The organism is Gordonia sp. CPCC 205515, assembly GCF_048537925.1.
In the GTDB taxonomy this organism is placed as follows: domain Bacteria; phylum Actinomycetota; class Actinomycetes; order Mycobacteriales; family Mycobacteriaceae; genus Gordonia.
Genome location: NZ_JBCLVJ010000003.1, coordinates 12,056 through 29,753, shown reverse-complemented (window position 1 = coordinate 29,753; position 17,698 = coordinate 12,056). Strand labels below are relative to the sequence as shown.

12 protein-coding genes are annotated in these 17,698 nt (G+C 66.8%); 6 read left to right on the top strand and 6 right to left on the bottom strand.

The window, feature by feature from the left end; all coding sequences use genetic code 11:
* The first annotated feature begins 129 nt into the window (after nucleotides 1-129).
* A complete protein-coding gene (locus AAFP30_RS04645) occupies nucleotides 130-1,716 on the top strand; it encodes an alkaline phosphatase family protein (protein WP_419228698.1) in 1,587 nt (528 codons plus the stop codon).
* Nucleotide 1,717: 1 nt separating this feature from the next.
* On the opposite strand, the gene AAFP30_RS04640 is transcribed toward AAFP30_RS04645, so the two are convergent.
* Nucleotides 1,718-2,932: an MFS transporter gene (locus AAFP30_RS04640; protein WP_419228697.1), complete on the bottom strand. Its 1,215-nt coding sequence runs from the start codon at nucleotides 2,930-2,932 to the stop codon at nucleotides 1,718-1,720.
* A gap of 71 nt (nucleotides 2,933-3,003) precedes the next feature.
* Between AAFP30_RS04640 and AAFP30_RS04635 the strand changes: the two genes are divergently transcribed.
* The gene (locus AAFP30_RS04635) at nucleotides 3,004-3,900 is read left to right on the top strand and encodes a LysR substrate-binding domain-containing protein (RefSeq protein ID WP_419228696.1); all 897 of its coding nucleotides are present in this window, start codon (nucleotides 3,004-3,006) and stop codon (nucleotides 3,898-3,900) included.
* Here the strand turns inward: AAFP30_RS04635 and AAFP30_RS04630 are convergent.
* On the bottom strand, nucleotides 3,888-4,694 hold the full coding sequence (locus tag AAFP30_RS04630; RefSeq protein ID WP_419228695.1) for a PIG-L deacetylase family protein: 807 nt from the start codon (nucleotides 4,692-4,694) through the stop codon (nucleotides 3,888-3,890). The two genes, AAFP30_RS04635 and AAFP30_RS04630, sit on opposite strands and share 13 nt — an antisense overlap.
* A 218-nt stretch (nucleotides 4,695-4,912) precedes the next feature.
* Between AAFP30_RS04630 and AAFP30_RS04625 the strand changes: the two genes are divergently transcribed.
* Nucleotides 4,913-5,614 carry a hypothetical protein gene (locus tag AAFP30_RS04625; protein ID WP_419228694.1) on the top strand — a complete coding sequence of 234 codons (702 nt, stop codon included), beginning with the start codon at nucleotides 4,913-4,915 and terminating at the stop codon, nucleotides 5,612-5,614.
* A 6-nt stretch (nucleotides 5,615-5,620) separates the two neighbouring features.
* Here the strand turns inward: AAFP30_RS04625 and AAFP30_RS04620 are convergent, their stop codons facing one another.
* Together AAFP30_RS04620 and AAFP30_RS04615 are read right to left on the bottom strand one after the other, a co-directional pair.
* Nucleotides 5,621-6,871, bottom strand: a complete 1,251-nt coding sequence (locus AAFP30_RS04620) for a sensor histidine kinase (protein WP_419228693.1) — start codon at nucleotides 6,869-6,871, stop codon at nucleotides 5,621-5,623.
* The gene (locus AAFP30_RS04615) at nucleotides 6,855-7,493 is read right to left on the bottom strand and encodes a response regulator (protein ID WP_419228692.1); all 639 of its coding nucleotides are present in this window, start codon (nucleotides 7,491-7,493) and stop codon (nucleotides 6,855-6,857) included. The genes AAFP30_RS04620 and AAFP30_RS04615 overlap by 17 nt, the downstream gene beginning before the upstream one ends.
* A gap of 71 nt (nucleotides 7,494-7,564) precedes the next feature.
* Between AAFP30_RS04615 and AAFP30_RS04610 the strand changes: the two genes are divergently transcribed.
* Complete coding sequence (locus tag AAFP30_RS04610; protein WP_419228691.1) at nucleotides 7,565-9,751, top strand: DUF2254 family protein; 2,187 nt, start codon at nucleotides 7,565-7,567, stop codon at nucleotides 9,749-9,751.
* 7 nt (nucleotides 9,752-9,758) lie between these two features.
* Here AAFP30_RS04610 and AAFP30_RS04605 read toward each other — a convergent pair whose 3' ends face one another.
* Complete coding sequence (locus tag AAFP30_RS04605) at nucleotides 9,759-10,217, bottom strand: DUF937 domain-containing protein (protein WP_419228690.1); 459 nt, start codon at nucleotides 10,215-10,217, stop codon at nucleotides 9,759-9,761.
* A 21-nt stretch (nucleotides 10,218-10,238) separates the two neighbouring features.
* The gene (locus AAFP30_RS04600; protein WP_419228689.1) at nucleotides 10,239-11,234 is read right to left on the bottom strand and encodes an alpha/beta hydrolase; all 996 of its coding nucleotides are present in this window, start codon (nucleotides 11,232-11,234) and stop codon (nucleotides 10,239-10,241) included.
* A gap of 370 nt (nucleotides 11,235-11,604) precedes the next feature.
* Between AAFP30_RS04600 and gltB the strand changes: the two genes are divergently transcribed.
* Both gltB and AAFP30_RS04590 read left to right on the top strand, forming a co-directional pair.
* Nucleotides 11,605-16,188, top strand: a complete 4,584-nt coding sequence (gene gltB / locus AAFP30_RS04595; protein WP_419228688.1) for a glutamate synthase large subunit — start codon at nucleotides 11,605-11,607, stop codon at nucleotides 16,186-16,188.
* Nucleotides 16,181-17,635 (top strand): glutamate synthase subunit beta, encoded by a 1,455-nt coding sequence (locus tag AAFP30_RS04590; RefSeq protein WP_419228687.1) that lies wholly within the window; start codon nucleotides 16,181-16,183, stop codon nucleotides 17,633-17,635. Before gltB ends, AAFP30_RS04590 begins: the two co-directional genes overlap by 8 nt.
* The last annotated feature ends 63 nt before the right edge of the window (nucleotides 17,636-17,698 follow it).

Sequence of the window (17,698 nt, the reverse complement as noted above, 5' to 3'; positions counted from 1 at the left end):
CACGGGGGGTGCGGGTAATCGCACCATGCCAGTGTGTCGCCCGCGCAGCGTGTGCGCCGCGGGCGGCACACGCCGTGTGCATGACAACGCGGGGTGTTCCTGGCTCGACGTGAGCGGTATTCTCGGTGGGTGGCGCCGTCTCAGCCCGACAAGTCCCACGCACTCGACAACATCGTGCTGGTGTTGTTCGAGAATCGTTCGCTGGACAACGTGCTCGGCCACCTCTACGGTCCCGACGACGGCAAGAACTTCGACGGTGTCATCGGCAAGGACCTGAGCAACCCGATCCCCGAGTGGGCCGAACACGGCGCAGAGCGTGGAACGGTGCCGTATACCGTTGCGACGGATATGGATTCGCCGAATCCTGACTCTGGCGAAGAATACTTCCACACCAACACCCAACTCTTCAACACGCTCGACGACCACAACCGGTGCATCATCGGGGACGCGGTGACCGCGCCCTGGAACGCGCCGCCGGCCGGAGCGACGCCGACCATGGACGGGTTTGTCACCGACTACATCTCCACGTTCACCGGCGAGATCGGGCGGCAGCCGACCTACGACGAGTACGCCCACATCATGACCGGCTATACGCCGCAACAGCTACCGGTGCTCAACGGCATTGCTCGCGACTTCGCGGTCTTCGACCACTGGTTCTGCGAGGTGCCGTCGCAGACCTTCATGAACCGGTCCTTCTGGACGGCGGCGACGTCGTCGGGTCTGGTGGTGAACAGTCCGTCGACGAAGTGGTTCACCGACAACGACGCGGAGACGCTCTTCGAGCGACTCGAGGCCCACGGTCGGACCTGGAAAGTCTATGTGCGGGAACCGATGGCTCTGTCGTTCACCGGGGTGATCCACTTTCCGCGGCTCAAGGAGCGACTGGCCACCCACTTCGTGCCGTTCGCCGAGTTCGAGCGGGACGCGGCCGCCGGAACGCTACCCAACTTCTCCCTCATCGAGCCCAATATGATTGCCGGACATGGGGATTACCACCCGGCGATGGGCCGATCGTTCTCCGACGCGGTCACTGTCGACGTCGACAGTCCGTCGTCGATGCTGGCCGGTGAGGCCTTTCTCGAGCAGGTGTTCACCGCCTACCGATCGGCCATCTCGGAGGACGGACCCAACGTGTGGAACACGCCGCTGCTGATCGGATGGGATGAGCCGGGCGGCACCTATGACCACGTCCCGCCGGGGCCGGTGCCGCCCCCGGATCCGTCCGCGCCACCCGGTGAGTGCGGCTTCACCTTCGACCGATCCGGCTATCGCGTGCCGGCAATCCTGGTGTCGCCGTGGGTGGAATCGGGTTCGGTGCACAACGAGGAGTACCGCCACACCTCGCTGATCGCGACGTTGCGGAAGCAGTGGGGTCTCGGCGAGGCGTTCACCGGGCGCGATGCCTCGGCCCGGACCTTCGACCATCTCTTCACGCGCGAAACGCCCCGGAATCCCGACACCTGGACCGAGGTGCAGGCACTCCCCGTGCCGGAATGGACGATGAATCCCGAGGTGGTGGGCCGCGCGCTGAGCACTCTCGGCAAGACCGTCGGTCCCGGACTCCTGGCCCGCGCCCGCGAGATGGGGGTGAATCTCCCTGCCGAACTGCAGGATCCGGACGCCCAACTCACCCCGGAGCTGATCGTGCGGTTCCTTCGGGACGTGGCCGGTCACTTCTTCCCGCTGCTCGGCGGAGACGCTGCCGACCGCAGCTGAATCACGGAATGGGACACTCGCGCAACCGGAACCCCAGACCACATCCGACGACGATCAGCACGCCGACATAGCCGGCGACACCCACCCACCCGAATGCAGAGAAGGCCAGTCCGCCAAGCGCTCCCACGACGGAGCTGCCGAGGTAGTAGTGGAAGAGATAGAGCGACGACGCCTCCGCCCGATGCTCGGTGGCCTGCGCCGACACCCAGGCACTCGCCACCGAGTGCGCCGCGAAAAACCCTGCCGTGAAGAAGAACATCCCGGCGAGGATGAGCCAGAGTTGATCCGGCACGGTCAACGCCAGCCCTCCCAGCATCACCACGATCGCCGCGACGAGCACACGTCGACGTCCCAACCGGTCCGCGAGGCGACCGGCCGTCGCCGAGGAGAACGTACCCGCCAGATACATCAGGAACACCGCTGCGACAACAGCTTCGCTGAGTCCGAACGGGGGCCGCAACAGCCGGTAGCCCACGAAGTTGTAGACCGTCACGAAGCCACCCATCAGCACGAAGGCAAGGACGAACAGTGGCCACAATCGCGGATCCCGGAGATGCGTAACCAGATTCCGCATCGTGATCCGTGGGGAGACGCGTTGCGCTGCAAAGAACCGCGACGACGGCACCGAACGCCAGAAGACCACCGCGAACGCCAACGACACCAGACTGGCGATCTCCAACGCCCACTGCCAGGACATCACGTCGACGGCGAACCCGGGGATCAGTCGACCGGTCAGGCCGCCGATCGTCGTGCCCGCGACATACCGGCCCATCGCCGTCCCCAGTGACCGGCCTTCGACCTCCTCGGCGAGATAGGCCATCGCGACCGCCGGCACTCCCGCGCACAGCAGGCCTTGGAGCGCGCGGCCCGCGAGCAGTATCTCCACCGTCGGCGACCACGGCAGCACAACCCCGATCACCGACGCCGCGACCGCCGAGCCGACCATCACTCGCACGCGCCCGAAGCGCTCCGACAGCACGCTCGCCGGGATGATCGCGAGTGCGAGGAAGCCGGTGGTCAGCGACACGGCGAGGGCCGACGTGGTGGGGGAGATCCCGAAATGATCCGACAGCTGCGGCAGCAGCGCCTGCACGTAATACAGCGCCATGAACGTCGTCATGCCGGCGGCGAAGAGTGCGACGGTGGTACGTCGGTAGCCCGGCGAACCCAGGGCATGCCGGACGGGTGCTGCGCGGTCGACGGTGTGTGCGGTCATCACAGTCCAGAGTGCTCACCCACGCTTCGATTGAGAAATGAAGCATTGTGGTCACAGTCATTCATTTCTGTATGACCGCAGGTAGCGTGAGTGCCGTGCACGACGACGTGAAATGGTTCATAGCGATCGCGGAGACGGAGAACCTCACCGTGGCGGCCGCGCGGGCACATGTGTCACAACCGACGCTGTCCCGATTCCTCGTCCGACTCGAACAACACCTCGGTGTCGCGCTGTTCGATCGGCAGGGCCGCGCCATTGTGCTGAACCGGTACGGCCAGGTCTACTTGGAACGCGCGCGCCGGGCCGCCGCGCAACTCGAGGCCGGTCGCCGCGAAATCGACGAACTCCGCATGCCCGCCCAGGGTGCGGTGCACCTGGCGTTCCTACACTCGTTCGGCGTGCGCTTGGTACCGGATCTCATCCGCCGCTTCCGCCAGGACAATCCGAGCGCGCGATTCGTGCTCACCCAGGATGCGGCGGCGACAGTGGTGCGACATGTGGTCGCCGGCGACGCGGATCTCGCGATCGTGTCACCGCGCCCGATGCGCACCGACATGGCCTGGGGATCCATCGCGGAGCAGCGCCTGGCGCTCGCCGTGCCCCGCGATCACCGCTTTGCCGGCCGCGACTCGATCGGGCTGGCCGAGGCCGCCGACGAGGAGTTCATCGTCATGCAGCGGGGCTTCGGTATGCGACGCATCTTCGACGAGCTCTGTGCTGCCGCCGATCTCACCCCGACCATCGCCTTCGAGTCCGGCGAGCTGACCACCATCACCGGGCTCGCCGGCGCCGGCCTCGGTGTCGGCGTGGTGCCGGTCGAGGACGCCGACCCGCATACCGATGTCGCGCTGGTCCCGCTGGCCGGCGAGACCCGGGAGATCGGACTCACCTGGTTTCGTCCGCGCCCGCTGCCGGATGCGGCGGGGCGATTTCGGGATTTCGTGCTCGGGGGTGGTCAGGCGGACTGACCCACCCCGTGGTCCAACCACCAGCCCCGCACCATGCCTGCCGGCCGGCCGGGTTCGATGTAGTGCTCGGTGCCGAAGGCGAGCGGAAAGATTTCCACTGGCATGGACAGCATCTCTTTGACGTCGCTCTGACTGGCGTGGCATGCGAGCGCCTCGCGTTTGGCCATCACGTCGTCGCCGAGGTCGACGGCCCAGTGCAATTCGGCCTCGGGCGTCCCCATCGGCGTGCCGTCGTCGCCGCGTAGGTCGGGGTCGAATCCCTCCATCCCCATCTCGGTGGCGGCAATGAACAACTGCCGCATGAGGTCTCGGTTCATCGTGACCTCGAGGTAGCGCGGTCGGGTCGCGGCGAGGTCCACTGCGGCGAGCGTCGCCCGGTGCAGCATGACGTGATCGGGGTGGCCGTAGCCGCCGTGCGAGTCGTAGCCGACGACGACGTCGGCGCGCTCCTCGTCGAACAGATCCGCCAAGCGGCGTGCGGCCTCGCCGACCTCCGCGCGGGCGAACACGCCGTCGGCGTGGTTCTGTGCCCAGCCGGTCATGCCGGAGTCGGCGTATCCCAGCCACGCGACGCGGGCGGTGCCGGTGATGGCGGCCGATGCCTCCGCCTCGCCGCGGCGCCGACTCGCCACCGTCTCGCCTGGCGCCAGATCGTCGGGCACGTCTCCCGGGTCCCCGTCGGTGCAGTACACGACCACCACCCGGTGACCCTCACGGGCGGCGCGGATCATCGTGCCCGCGGTACCCGTGCCTTCGTCGTCGGGGTGGGCGTGAACGAAGACGATGGTGCTCATCGGTCGATCATGTCATCCGGTGGCGGTTGTCGCCGCGGCCGGTGATCGGGCGATCACGCCCAAGAATTGCCAGTTCAAGACATCTGCGAACAATTCTCGGAAATCATGCCCCGATTTATCGAAATAGAAAGAATAGCGGGCGGGGGTGGATACCCGATACCAACTTTGTTAGCCTCGGCAACGTCATTATCGACAAAAGATGGGGAGGAAATAGTCGTATGCGCCACAAGATGATTCGTGCAGCAGTTTTGGGAACCGCAGTGGGAGCAGCCGCATTTGCCGTACCCGCCGGAGCCTCGGCGGCGCCGGTCTCGGAGGCCAATTGCGCAAAGATTTCCACTCCCACCAGCAAGAACGGCTGGGGGAACACGTTCCCGGACGAACAGGGTCAGGCGGGTAAGTACTCCGCGACGAACGTTTCCGATTCGGACGGTTCGCTGGAGTTCACCACGACGGCTCAGACGCCACGGAACGCGTCGTATCACACCGCCGGAAAACTACCGCTGACCGAGCTGGCCAAGGAACCGCTGACGTTCGAGAAAAAGGGGGGGAATGCCAATTGGCAAATCCGGGTGACCGGCGCCAATACCGGCGAGAGTAGCGGTTTCACGACGCTGGTGTGGACTGCGCCGCAGGACGGCAAGCAGCCCGACGCCACCAAGTCGAACCAGTGGTGGGCGACCCGTGATCTCCCGGGCGTTCCGCAGGGCACCAATGCCTCGCTCGACAAACTCGTCGCCGCTGCCAACAGTTCCGGCCACACGACGGTGATCGACGACTACGGCATCTCGAGCCAGCCGAACGAGAAGTCCGGCAAGGTGAATGTCGACAACGTCTCGTTCAACGGGTGCACCACGAATTTCGCCGCGAAGGGTGGCAGCGGAGGCAACGGATCGGTCGAGCTTCCGTCCTTCTCCTGAGCCGGCTCAGGTAACCGGCACCTCTGCCACGGCCACCGTGCCGCCGCCGGACCGTTGGGCGATCCGCAGCGAGCCGCCCTGCTGTTCGAGCCGGACGCGCCGTGACGCCAACCCGATATGCCCCTCGGCCACCTTGCGATCAAGCTCTGCCTCGTCGACCCCGACACCGTCGTCGACGACGATGACCCGGGCGGCATCGTCGTCGGCCTCGGCGGTGAGTTCCACACGCCGGGCCTGCGCATGCTTGACGACGTTGGTCAGCAGTTCGCGGGCGGTGGCGTAGAGCAACGGATCCACCGGTGTACGTAGCCCTTCCGGCCAGCCGACGGTGTCCACCGCGATCGTCAGGTTGGTGCGCCGTTCCACCGACCACGCCAGGTCGGTGAGGGCAACCGGGAGCCCGGCCTGTTCGAGGACCGCGGGATGCAGTTCACCCAGAGTGGAGCGCAGCAACCGTCCGGCCTCGTGCAGTGCCTCGTCGACGCGGTCCAGGGCGTCGGGGTCGCTGCCGTCGCGCACCACGGCGAGTTCCTGCCGGGCACCCAGCACGTATTGCAGCGCGCCGTCGTGCAGGTGTTCGGCGAGATCGCGGCGTTCGCGCTCCTCGATCTGCGCCGCTTCGTCGAGGAGCCGACTCCGTTGCGCGGCAAGCGAACCAATGGTCGCCACCCGTGACCGTTGCACTGCCGAGAGCAGCACCGCACCGAGCGCGAGTGTCGCGATCACCAGCGTGCGCAAGGCGATCAGCGACCACGGTTCCCCGTTCGGGGCCCGCGCCACCGCGCTGCTGACGAAGTAGACGATCACGGTGGGGACGACGACGGCCGCGCAGATCCGCGGCCGCAGTTGGGTGGCCGCGATCATCGGCACGATGGCGAATCCGTTGACCAGGACGTCGGAGGTCCAGCTGATGTTGTCGGACTCGCTGGCCACGATGGCCAGCACGGTCAGCACCAGGAGATCGATGAACACCGCGAGCCAGGCATAGAGGATCGTCCACAGTCCGCCACGTGGTCCCAGCACGAGTCCGACGACGCACCACACGAGGTACGCGAGGGCGACGACCGTACAGAACACGGCACCGTGCGCGGGCGGGTCGAGCAGCACGGTGGCCACGGTGAAGACACCGAGGAGCAGGCGCAGCAACACCTGGACGCGAACGCCGCGCAGGGCGTGATCGAGCAGGATCGGTGAGATACCCGGTTCGCCGGCCAGCGCGTCGAGGCCCAGCGGCGGTGGGTTATTCGAGGAGGCCACGGCGCATCGCCTCGGCGACCGCGGCCGCGCGGTCGGACACCCCGAGCTTCTCGTAGAGCCGCTGCGTGTGGGTCTTGACCGTCGACGCGCCGATGTACAGCTCGGCGGCCACCTGCGGGATCGACAACCCACGCGCAAACCCGTTGAGCACCTGCCGCTCTCGTTCACTCAGCGCCGGAGCGTCGGACTGCGACCGCGTCCGGATCTCCCCGACGAGCCCCGCCGCCAACTCGGGCGGCACGACCGTCTCACCCTTGGCCACCCGGGTCACCGCACCCACGATCTCGTCGCGGTCGGCGTCCTTGGCGAGATAACCCGCGGCGCCTTTCTCCAACGCGGCGAACACGATCGGCCCGTCGGTGACCGCAGACAGCAGCAACACCCGGGTGCGCAGGCCATCCCGCGTCACCGCATGCGCGACGTCGACGCCGGTCAGGCCGGGCATCTGGTAGTCGACGACGGCGACATCGGGGTCTTCGCGGCGGATGAGCTCGAGGCCTGCGGTGCCGTCGCCGGCCTCGCCGAGCACCCGAATACGACCGCTCTGGGTGAGGCCGCGCGCCACCCCATCGCGAAAGAACGGATGGTCATCGACGACGACGACCGTCACGAGGGCTTCCATCGGCTCAGAATAGGGGACGCGCCTGCATATTTCGGCGCGGAAAGCCCGGATGACCACAGTAGAGTCGGGACATGACCCGGTGGTTCGATCAATCGATCGTCGAGACGGGTCGGTTGCCGCTGTTCATCATGCTCGTCGCGTTCATCCTCACCTTTCTGTTCATCCGGCTCAGCGTGCGGATGATTCGCGCCGAGGTCAGCTGGTGGCCGGGCAACGTCACTCCGGGTGGCGTCCACATGCACCACGAGTTCTTCGGCGTGCTGCTGATGCTGGGATCGGGATTCTGCTTCGTTGCGCTCTCGAGTTTCGAGACACCGATCGCGAACGTCATTCTGGCGGCCGTGTTCGGCATCGGATGTGCGCTCGTCCTCGACGAATTCGCACTGCTGCTGCACCTGCGCGACGTGTACTGGGAAGAGGAGGGGCGCGCGTCGATCGACGCCGTCTTCGTCGCGATCGCCATCGGTGTGCTCTTCCTCCTGGGGTTCCGCCCACTCGGCGTGACCGAGACGATCACCGGCTTCGAGGAGTCCTCCGATGTCGGCACCCGCATCGGTTTGATCATCGCGCTGGTGGCGAATGTGCTGCTCGCGGCCATCACGGTCCTCAAGGGCAAGCTGTGGACGGGGCTGGTCGGCCTCTTCATCCCGCCATTGCTGCTGATCGGGTCGATCCGCGTCGCACGTCCACGGTCTCCGTGGGCGCGGTGGCGCTACATCGAGAACCCGCGCAAACAGGCCAAGGCGATCGACCGGGAACGACGCTTTCGCCAGCCGCTCACCCGCTGGAAGGTCGTTGTGCAGGAGGTGGTCGCCGGGCGATTCGGGCTGCCCGCAGCACCCGCGAGCCTGCCGGTGACCCCCGAGGTCGTGGTGGCGCCCCATCGGGCGCCGGCGCGGCTCGCGTCCTGGGTGCGCTGGCGACGGACCCGCCATCTGCTGGGCACCAAACCGCCGTGGCGGCTGCCGATGACGTGCGTGACGGTCGCGATCATCGCCGGCCTCATTGCGTCGGTGGCCGACGCCAGTGTGGACATCACCTCGTTAGACGCCGGCGAGACCGCGACCCTGCTCGGGGTGATCGCCGGGGCGATGGCCACCTTGACCGGTCTGGTGTTCACCGCTGTCACGCTGGCCATGCAGTTCGGTGCCGCCCAGATCTCGGTGCGGGTGATCCCGATGTTCCAGCAGGATCCGGTGATGCGCTGGTCGACGGGGATCTTCTTGGCCACCTTCGCGTTCACGCTGATCATCGCGCTGGACCTGGCGACGACGTCGAAGTCCGGCAGTGTGCCCGGCATCTCGACCGGAATCGCACTCGTCCTGACGTTGCTGAGCGTCTACCTGTTCATCCGGCTGACCGCCAAGGTCGGCAGCATCCTGAACTCGTCGCAGCTGCTGCGTTGGATCGAGGCCGAAGGACGGGGCGCGATCAACCGCCTGTATCCCGACGAGATCCCGACGGGTCTGAGCGATCACATCGCCGCCGACGTCCCGGCCGACCCCGACGCCGAGCGGACCATCGTGCAATTCCGCGATGTGCCGCCCGACGGGCGGGTGATCCTCGCGATCGACCTGGCCCGGGTGCAGCGGCTGGCGGTCAAGTGGGGCGTGCGCATCGACCTGCTGGTCGGGACCGGCGACTTCGTCCCGCACAACGTCGGCATGTTCGAGGTGATCGGTGATGCCGACCGGATTCATCCCCGCCAACTGTTGGCCTGCGTGCTGTTCGGCGACACCCACCGCCCCGAGGTCAGCCCGGCGGCGGCATTGCAGGCGATCAGCGACGTCGCGCTCAAGGCGCTGTCGCCGGCCATCAACGACCCGAGCCGTGCAGTGCAGGCCCTCAATCACATCGAGGACCTGCTCTTGATGCTCTCCCCGCGACTGCTCGCCGACGAGCGGTCGGAGTCACTGTCGATGATCCGCGGCTATCGACGCAGTTGGGCCGATTATGTCGCCATCGGCACCGACCAGATCCGCCACTACGGCTCGGGTTCGGTGCAGGTGGGACGCCGGTTACGGGCGCTGTTCGAGAATCTGATCGAGCAGTGTCCGGACGAACAGGACCCTCCGCTGGTCGCCCGGTTGCAGGCGCTCGACGAGGCGGTGCCCACCGTGTGGACCACCGACCTCGACCAACGCCTCGCCCGCGGCTCGGATGTCCAGGGGTTGGGGTCCGAGGAGGGGCGGGCGCTGGGTCGTCGGCTCAGCATCAACACCGACGTGCGCGGTCCGCACCACCGGGCCGGCGACTGAGCCCGGGTTACTTGCCGCCGAGCAACCCGCCGAGCACGTTGCCCAGTCCGCCGCCCGGGTTACCGCCGAGGGCGCTCGTGAGCCCACCCGCGCCACCACCGCCGCCGCCCATCGCCTTCTTCGCGACGAAGCCCATCACGATCGGCGCCAGCATCGGCAACATCTTGGAGATCATCCCGGCGTTGACGCCGGGCACGTTGGCCTGCTTGGACAGGGTGCCGGCCAGTTGGTCGGACTGGCCGCCGAACATGTTGCTGACGAAGTTGCCGCCGTCGGGTTTGCCCTGGCCGAGCGAGGACGCCAGGTTCTTGGCCTCGGTCGGGTCCTTGGCCTGTTCCTGCATGCCGCCGAGCAAGGCGGGGGTGGCCACCTTGGCCGCGGCCGCTGCCTGAGCCTCGTTCACGCCGAGTTTCCCGGCGATGTCGCCGAGCGGCAGTGAACCCATCAGGTCGTCGAGTCCGGGCATGGGGGATACCTGCTTTCTTTCTCAATTGGTGGCGAGCGTCGACATGAAGCCGGCGGCCTCATGCAACGCTTGCCGGGATTCCGGAGAGAACAACGGAAACATCTGGAACACATGGCCCTGACCGGGCCACTCCTGCAGCGCGGCGTCGGCGCCGGCGGCAGTCAACGCGCGGTGCATGGCCCGCGCGTCGTCGCCCATCACCTCCAGTGCGCCCACCTGGATGAGCGTCGGGGGCAGGGACATCTCGGGATGCAGCGCCACCCGCATGCGCGGATGGTCGGCGGCGGTACCGCCGGTGTAGAGGCGCAGGAACCGTTGGCCGGCGACCGCGTCGATCAATGGATCGCGCACCCCACGACGCTGACTGGCGACGGCCAACTCGAAGGTCGGGTCGTAGAGCGGGGAGAACAGCACCAGACCGGCCGGCTGGCCGATGCCCCGGCGATGATTGTCGGCGATCAGATCCAGGGCCAGGTGCCCGCCGGCCGAATCACCGGCGACGACGATCTGGTCCGGCCGGAAACCCTGGTCCAGCAGCCAGTGATAGCCGCGGATGGCGTCGTCGCCCGCGGTCGGGAACGGATACTCCGGGCCGAGTCGGTAGTCGAGGCTGAACGCCGACCACCCGGTGCGCTTGGACAATCGGCCGACCAGTCCGCGGTGGGTCCGCGGTGAGCAGATCACGTAACCGCTGCCATGCAGGTAGTAGATGATGCGCGTCGGCGACTCGGGTCGCGGCGGTCCGGGGTGGGCGCTGACCCATTCACCCCGCACCCGCACACCGTCGAGCCATTCCCGGATTGGTTCGACGCGGGTTTCGGCCGGTACCGGCGACAACGCGGTCAACGATCGGTTGAGCCCCGGCCGCATCGCGGCCAGGAACTGCGCCGACGGGGTACCCCGCAGACTTGCCGCGGCCATGAACGGATGCGACACGCGCGCGAAGTAGCCGTTGATGGTGCGCGAGCGCACCGAACCACGGCCCGCAGGTCGCCACTGCTGCACCGGAGTGGACACGGGCTCGACGCTAGATGACGGGGGAGACCACCCGGAGCCGATCGTCGAACTCTGATATCAATCCGATGCCGACAGGGGCAGAGTGTGGTAGCCGGATTTCGATACCGGGTACCCGTCGTGAGAAAATGACCGACAATGCTTCCGTAAGCAGGGTGGTGCCGGGCGCAACAGTGGAGCCCGGGCGCGCCGTCAGCAACGACGCTGGCATGGACACCGCCGAGCGGCCGACGTAACTGCCCAGGTCAGCCCATGGATTCGGGTAGTTCGCGACGCTTGAGTGGCGGTGTCGATGAGGACACTCGCTCCGATGTGTCCCCAGGACTGGTAACGGATATCCGTGCGCAGCGTCGCGCACAAAGTGAGGCAACTTATGAAGCATGCTCCGGGCCCCATTGGGCTCTATGACCCGGTCAACGAACACGACGCCTGCGGTGTCGCCTTCGTCGTCGACATGCATGGTCGCCGCAGTCGCGACATCGTGGACAAGGCCATCACCGCGCTGGTGAATCTGGAGCACCGTGGTGCCGCAGGTGCCGAACCGAACACCGGTGACGGCGCGGGCATCATGATTCAGGTTCCGGACCGCTTTCTGCGTGAGGTCGTTGACTTCGAGCTGCCCGCCGAGGGTGCCTACGCCACCGGCATCGCGTTCCTGCCCCAGGGCTCCGAAGACGCACGGCTGGCCTGCGAAGGTGTCCAGAAGATCGTCGAGGCCGAGGGACTGACACTGCTCGGCTGGCGCGAGGTGCCCACCAACGAGAGCTCGCTGGGCGCGTTGGCGCGCGACGCGATGCCCACGTTCCGGCAGGTGTTCATCTCCGGCAGTGAGGGGATGGATCTCGAGCGCAAGGCGTTCGTGGTGCGTAAGCGGGTGCAGGCCGAACTCGGTACCAAGGGTGCCGGTGCCGACGGCCCGGGCCGCGAGACCGTGTACTTCCCGAGCCTGTCCGGTGCGACCTTCGTCTACAAGGGCATGCTGACCACCCCGCAGCTGCGGGAGTTCTACCTCGATCTGCAGGATTCGCGGATGGAGAGCGCACTGGGCCTGGTGCACTCGCGCTTCTCCACCAACACCTTCCCGTCGTGGCCGCTCGCGCATCCGTTCCGGCGGATCGCGCACAACGGTGAGATCAACACCGTCACCGGCAACGAGAACTGGATGCGCGCTCGCGAATCCCTCATCGACACAGCCGCGTTCGGTGCGGACTCGGCGGCGAAGATCTTCCCGACCTGCACGCCGGGCGCTTCGGACACGGCACGGTTCGACGAGGTCCTCGAGCTGCTGCATCTCGGTGGGCGCAGCCTGCCGCACGCGGTGCTGATGATGATCCCCGAGGCGTGGGAACGCCACGAGGCGATGAAGCCCGAGCACCGCGCGTTCTACCAGTACCACTCGGCGCTCATGGAGCCGTGGGACGGACCGGCCTCGGTCTGCTTCACCGACGGCACCGTCGTCGGCGCGGTTCTCGACCGAAACGGCTTGCGTCCCAGCCGTATCTGGGTCACCAAGGACGGCCTCGTGGTGATGGCGTCGGAGGTGGGTGTCCTCGACATCGACCACGCCGACGTGGTGCAGAAGATGCGTCTGCAGCCGGGCCGGATGTTCCTGGTGGACACCGCCGCCGGCCGCATCGTCGACGACGAGGAGATCAAGGACGAACTCGCCGCCGAGCATCCCTACCAGGAGTGGCTCGATGCGGGTCTCGTGCACATCGACCACGTCGCCGGACGGCCGCACGAGCACATGGCCCACCATCGGGTTGCGTTGCGCCAGCAGGTGTTCGGATACACCACCGAAGAGCTCAACCTGCTGGTCTCGCCGATGGCGAAGACCGGTGCCGAGGCCATCGGATCGATGGGTACCGACACCCCGATCGCGGTGCTCTCGGCTCGCCCGCGGATGCTGTTCGACTACTTCCAACAACTCTTCGCCCAGGTGACCAACCCGCCGCTGGACGCCATCCGCGAGGAGGTCGTCACCAGCCTTGGTGGCACCATCGGCGGCGAGGCGGACCTGCTGCATCCGGGTCAGGAATCGTGCCGTCAGATCGTGCTGCCGGAACCGGTGCTCGACAACGACACGCTGGCCAAGCTGGTCAACATCAGCGACGACGAGCAGCTGCCGGACTTCCGCAGCCGCCACATCCACGGCCTCTACCCGGTGGCCGACGGTGGTGCCGGACTGCGCAAGGCGCTCGACGACATCCGCGCGACGGTGTCCGCGGCGATCGACGAGGGCGTCAATCTGATCGTGTTGTCGGACCGGGAGTCCGACGAGACGCTGGCGCCCATCCCGTCGCTGCTGCTCACCGCCGCCGTGCACCATCACCTGGTGCGGGAACGCAAGCGCACCCGGGTCGGCCTGATCGTCGAATCCGGCGACTGCCGCGAGGTGCACCATGTGGCCGCGCTGGTCGGATTCGGTGCGGCAGCGGTCAATCCGTACATGGCGTTCGAGTCGATCGAGGACATGGTCGAGCGCGGACTGCTCGGCGACATCGACTTCCCGACCGCCCGCAAGAACTACATCAAGGCTGCCGGCAAGGGTGTCCTCAAGGTGATGTCCAAGATGGGCATCTCCACGCTCGCCTCCTACACCGGTGCGCAGCTGTTCCAGGTCATCGGCATCGGTCAGGAGACCGTCGACGAGTTCTTCACCGGCCTGCGCAGCCAGCTCGACGGCATCGGCCTCGACGAGATCGCCGCCGACGTCGCCACCCGGCACGAAATGGCGTTCAGCGAGCGGCCGACCGAACGCGCGCACCGCGAGCTCGAGGTGGGCGGCGAGTACCAGTGGCGCCGTGAGGGTGAATACCACCTGTTCAACCCGGACACGGTGTTCAAGCTGCAACACTCCACGCGCACCGGGCAGTACAAGGTGTTCAAGGAGTACACGAAACTCGTCGATGATCAGACCCGCCGGCTCGGTACGCTGCGCGGCCTGTTCGACTTCAACTTCGGTGACCGCGACCCCATCCCGATCGACAAGGTCGAGTCGGCTCGCGACATCGTCAAGCGGTTCTCCACCGGCGCGATGAGCTTCGGCTCCATCTCGGCCGAGGCCCACGAGACCCTGGCGATCGCCATGAACCGTCTCGGCGGCCGGTCGAATTCCGGTGAGGGCGGCGAGGATCCGCGTCGTTTCCATCACGACGAGAACGGTGACTGGCGGCGCAGTGCGATCAAGCAGGTCGCGTCCGGCCGCTTCGGTGTCACCTCGCACTATCTGACCAACTGCACCGACATCCAGATCAAGATGGCCCAGGGTGCGAAACCCGGTGAGGGTGGCCAGCTTCCGGCGCACAAGGTGTATCCGTGGGTGGCCGAGGTGCGTGGCTCGACGCCGGGTGTGGGACTCATCTCGCCCCCGCCGCACCACGACATCTACTCGATCGAGGATCTCGCCCAGCTGATCCACGACCTGAAGAACGCCAACCCGCAGGCGCGGATTCACGTCAAGCTCGTCTCCGAGCTCGGCGTGGGCACCGTCGCGGCCGGCGTCTCCAAGGCGCACGCCGACGTCGTACTCATCTCGGGTCACGACGGCGGTACCGGTGCGGCTCCGCTCACCTCGCTCAAGCATGCGGGTGCGCCGTGGGAGATCGGCCTCGCCGAGACCCAGCAGACGTTGCTGCTCAACGGACTTCGCGACCGCATCGTGGTACAGGTCGACGGCCAGCTCAAGACCGGTCGCGACGTCCTGGTCGCCGCGCTGCTCGGCGGCGAGGAGTTCGGGTTCGCCACCGCGCCGCTGGTGGTGTCGGGCTGCATCATGATGCGCGTCTGCCACCTCGATACCTGCCCGGTGGGTGTGGCGACGCAGAATCCGCTGCTGCGCGAACGCTTTTCGGGTAAGCCGGAGTTCGTCGAGAACTTCTTCCTGTTCATCGCCGAAGAGGTGCGAGAATTGTTGGCGCGCCTGGGCTTCCGCACCCTGCAGGAGGCGGTCGGGCACGTCGAGGCATTGGACACCACCAAGGCGCTCGCGCATTGGCGCTCGTCGAAGGCCGGCAACCTGGATCTGTCGTCGGTGCTGACCATGCCGGACTCGCCGTTCATGAACCAGGACCTGTACTGCTCCGGTACGCAGGATCACGGGCTCGACAAGGCGCTCGATCAGCAGTTGATCGCGCAGAGCCGCGAGGCCATCGATCACGGCACGCGGGTGTCCTTCAGTTCCAAGATCACCAACGTGAACCGCACCGTCGGCACCATGCTCGGCCACGAGGTCACCAAGACCTATGGTGCGCACGGCCTTCCGGACGGCACGATCATGATCGACTTCACCGGTTCGGCCGGCAACAGCTTCGGGGCGTTCGTGCCCAAGGGCATCACGTTGCGACTCGAGGGTGACGCCAACGACTTCGTCGGCAAGGGTCTCTCGGGTGGTCGCATCGTGGTCCGCCCGGCGCGCAATGCGCCGGAAGGCTTTGTCGCCGAGGACAACATCATCGCCGGCAACGTCATCGGCTTCGGTGCCACCGCGGGCAAGATCTTCCTGCGCGGTGTCGTTGGCGAGCGGTTCTGCGTTCGCAACTCGGGCGCGACCGCGGTGGTCGAGGGCGTGGGCGACCACGGCTGCGAGTACATGACCGGTGGTCGGGTGGTGGTGCTCGGTGACACCGGACGCAACTTCGCGGCTGGTATGTCCGGTGGCATCTCCTATGTGTACGACCCGGACGGCAAACTCGCCGACAACCTCAACACCGAACTCGTGGAGATCGAGGAACTCGAAGCCGACGACATCGACTTCCTCGCCGCGATCATCAACGAGCACCGGGCTGAGACCGATTCCCCTGTCGCAGCGGCCATCATGGCCGACTGGGACACCACGCGCGAGCACTTCGCCAAGGTCATGCCACGTGATTTCAAGCGCGTGCTGGCCGCAATCGAGAATGCCGAGCGCAGTGGACGAGACGTGAACGAAGCGATCATGGAGGCCGCACGTGGCTGACCCCAGAGGATTCCTCAAGCACACCGAACGTGAACTGCCGGACCGTCGTCCGGTCGATCTGCGCCTGATGGACTGGAAAGAGGTCTACACCGACTTCGACAAGTCCGAGCTCAAGACCCAGGCCAGTCGCTGCATGGACTGCGGTATTCCGTTCTGCCACAACGGTTGTCCACTAGGCAACCTGATTCCCGAGTGGAACGACCTGGTCTACCGGGACCAGTGGCGCGACGGGATCGAACGCCTGCACGCGACCAACAACTTCCCGGAGTTCACCGGGCGGCTGTGCCCGGCGCCGTGTGAGGCGTCGTGCGTGCTCGGCATCAACCAGCCCGCGGTGACCATCAAGCAGGTCGAGGTCGAGCTCATCGACAACGCCTTCGACAAGGGCTGGGTCACCCCGGTGCTGCCGACGGAGAAGACCGGCAAGAAGGTCGCCGTCGTCGGCTCCGGACCGGCCGGCCTCGCGGCGGCGCAGCAGCTGACCCGTGCCGGACACGACGTCACGCTGTTCGAGCGGGCCGACCGCATCGGTGGTCTGCTGCGCTACGGCATCCCCGAGTTCAAGATGGAGAAGCGTCACATCGACCGCCGTCTCTCGCAGATGGAGGCCGAGGGCACCGTCTTCAAGACCGGGGTCAACGTCGGCGTGGATGTGACCGTCGAGCAGCTACGGGGCGACTTCGACGCCGTCGTGCTGGCCAACGGCTCCACCATCGGGCGCGACCTGCCGATCGAGGGCCGCGAACTCGACGGCATCCATCAGGCGATGGAGTTCCTGCCGCAGGCCAACCGCATCCAGCTCGGCGACACCGTCGACGGACAGATCACCGCCAAGGGCAAGAAGGTCGTCATCATCGGTGGTGGCGACACCGGCGCCGACTGCCTGGGCACCTCGCTGCGCCAGGGTGCGGAGATCGTGCATCAGTTCGAGATCATGCCCAAGCCACCGCATCAGCGTGCCGAGTCGACCCCGTGGCCGACCTACCCGCTCATGTACCGCGTGTCGTCGGCCCATGAAGAGGGCGGCGAGCGGGTGTTCTCGGTCAACACCGAGAAGTTCACCGGCGAGGACGGCAAGGTCACCGCGCTGCACGCGCACGAGGTCGTGATGCGCGAGGGCCGGTTCGAGAAGGTCGAGGGTTCCGACTACGTCCTCGAATGCGACCTGGTGCTGCTGGCCATGGGCTTCGTCGGTCCCGAACGTGGCGACTTCCTGGACAAGCTCGGCGTCGAGTATGACCAGCGCGGCAACATCGCCCGCGACGACAACTTCGGCGCCGTCGGGCAGCCGGGCGTGTTTGTCGCCGGCGACGCCGGACGTGGCCAGTCGCTGATCGTGTGGGCGATCGCCGAAGGACGCTCGGCGGCAGCCGCCGCCGACCGCTACCTCGCGGGCGACTCCGATCTGCCGGCACCGATCTACCCGACGCAGGTCGCACAGCGCTGACGTGCGCAGTCTCAAATTGCGACGTTCGCCGGTTTTGCCGAGAAGAGTGGGCGTTCTGGCCGC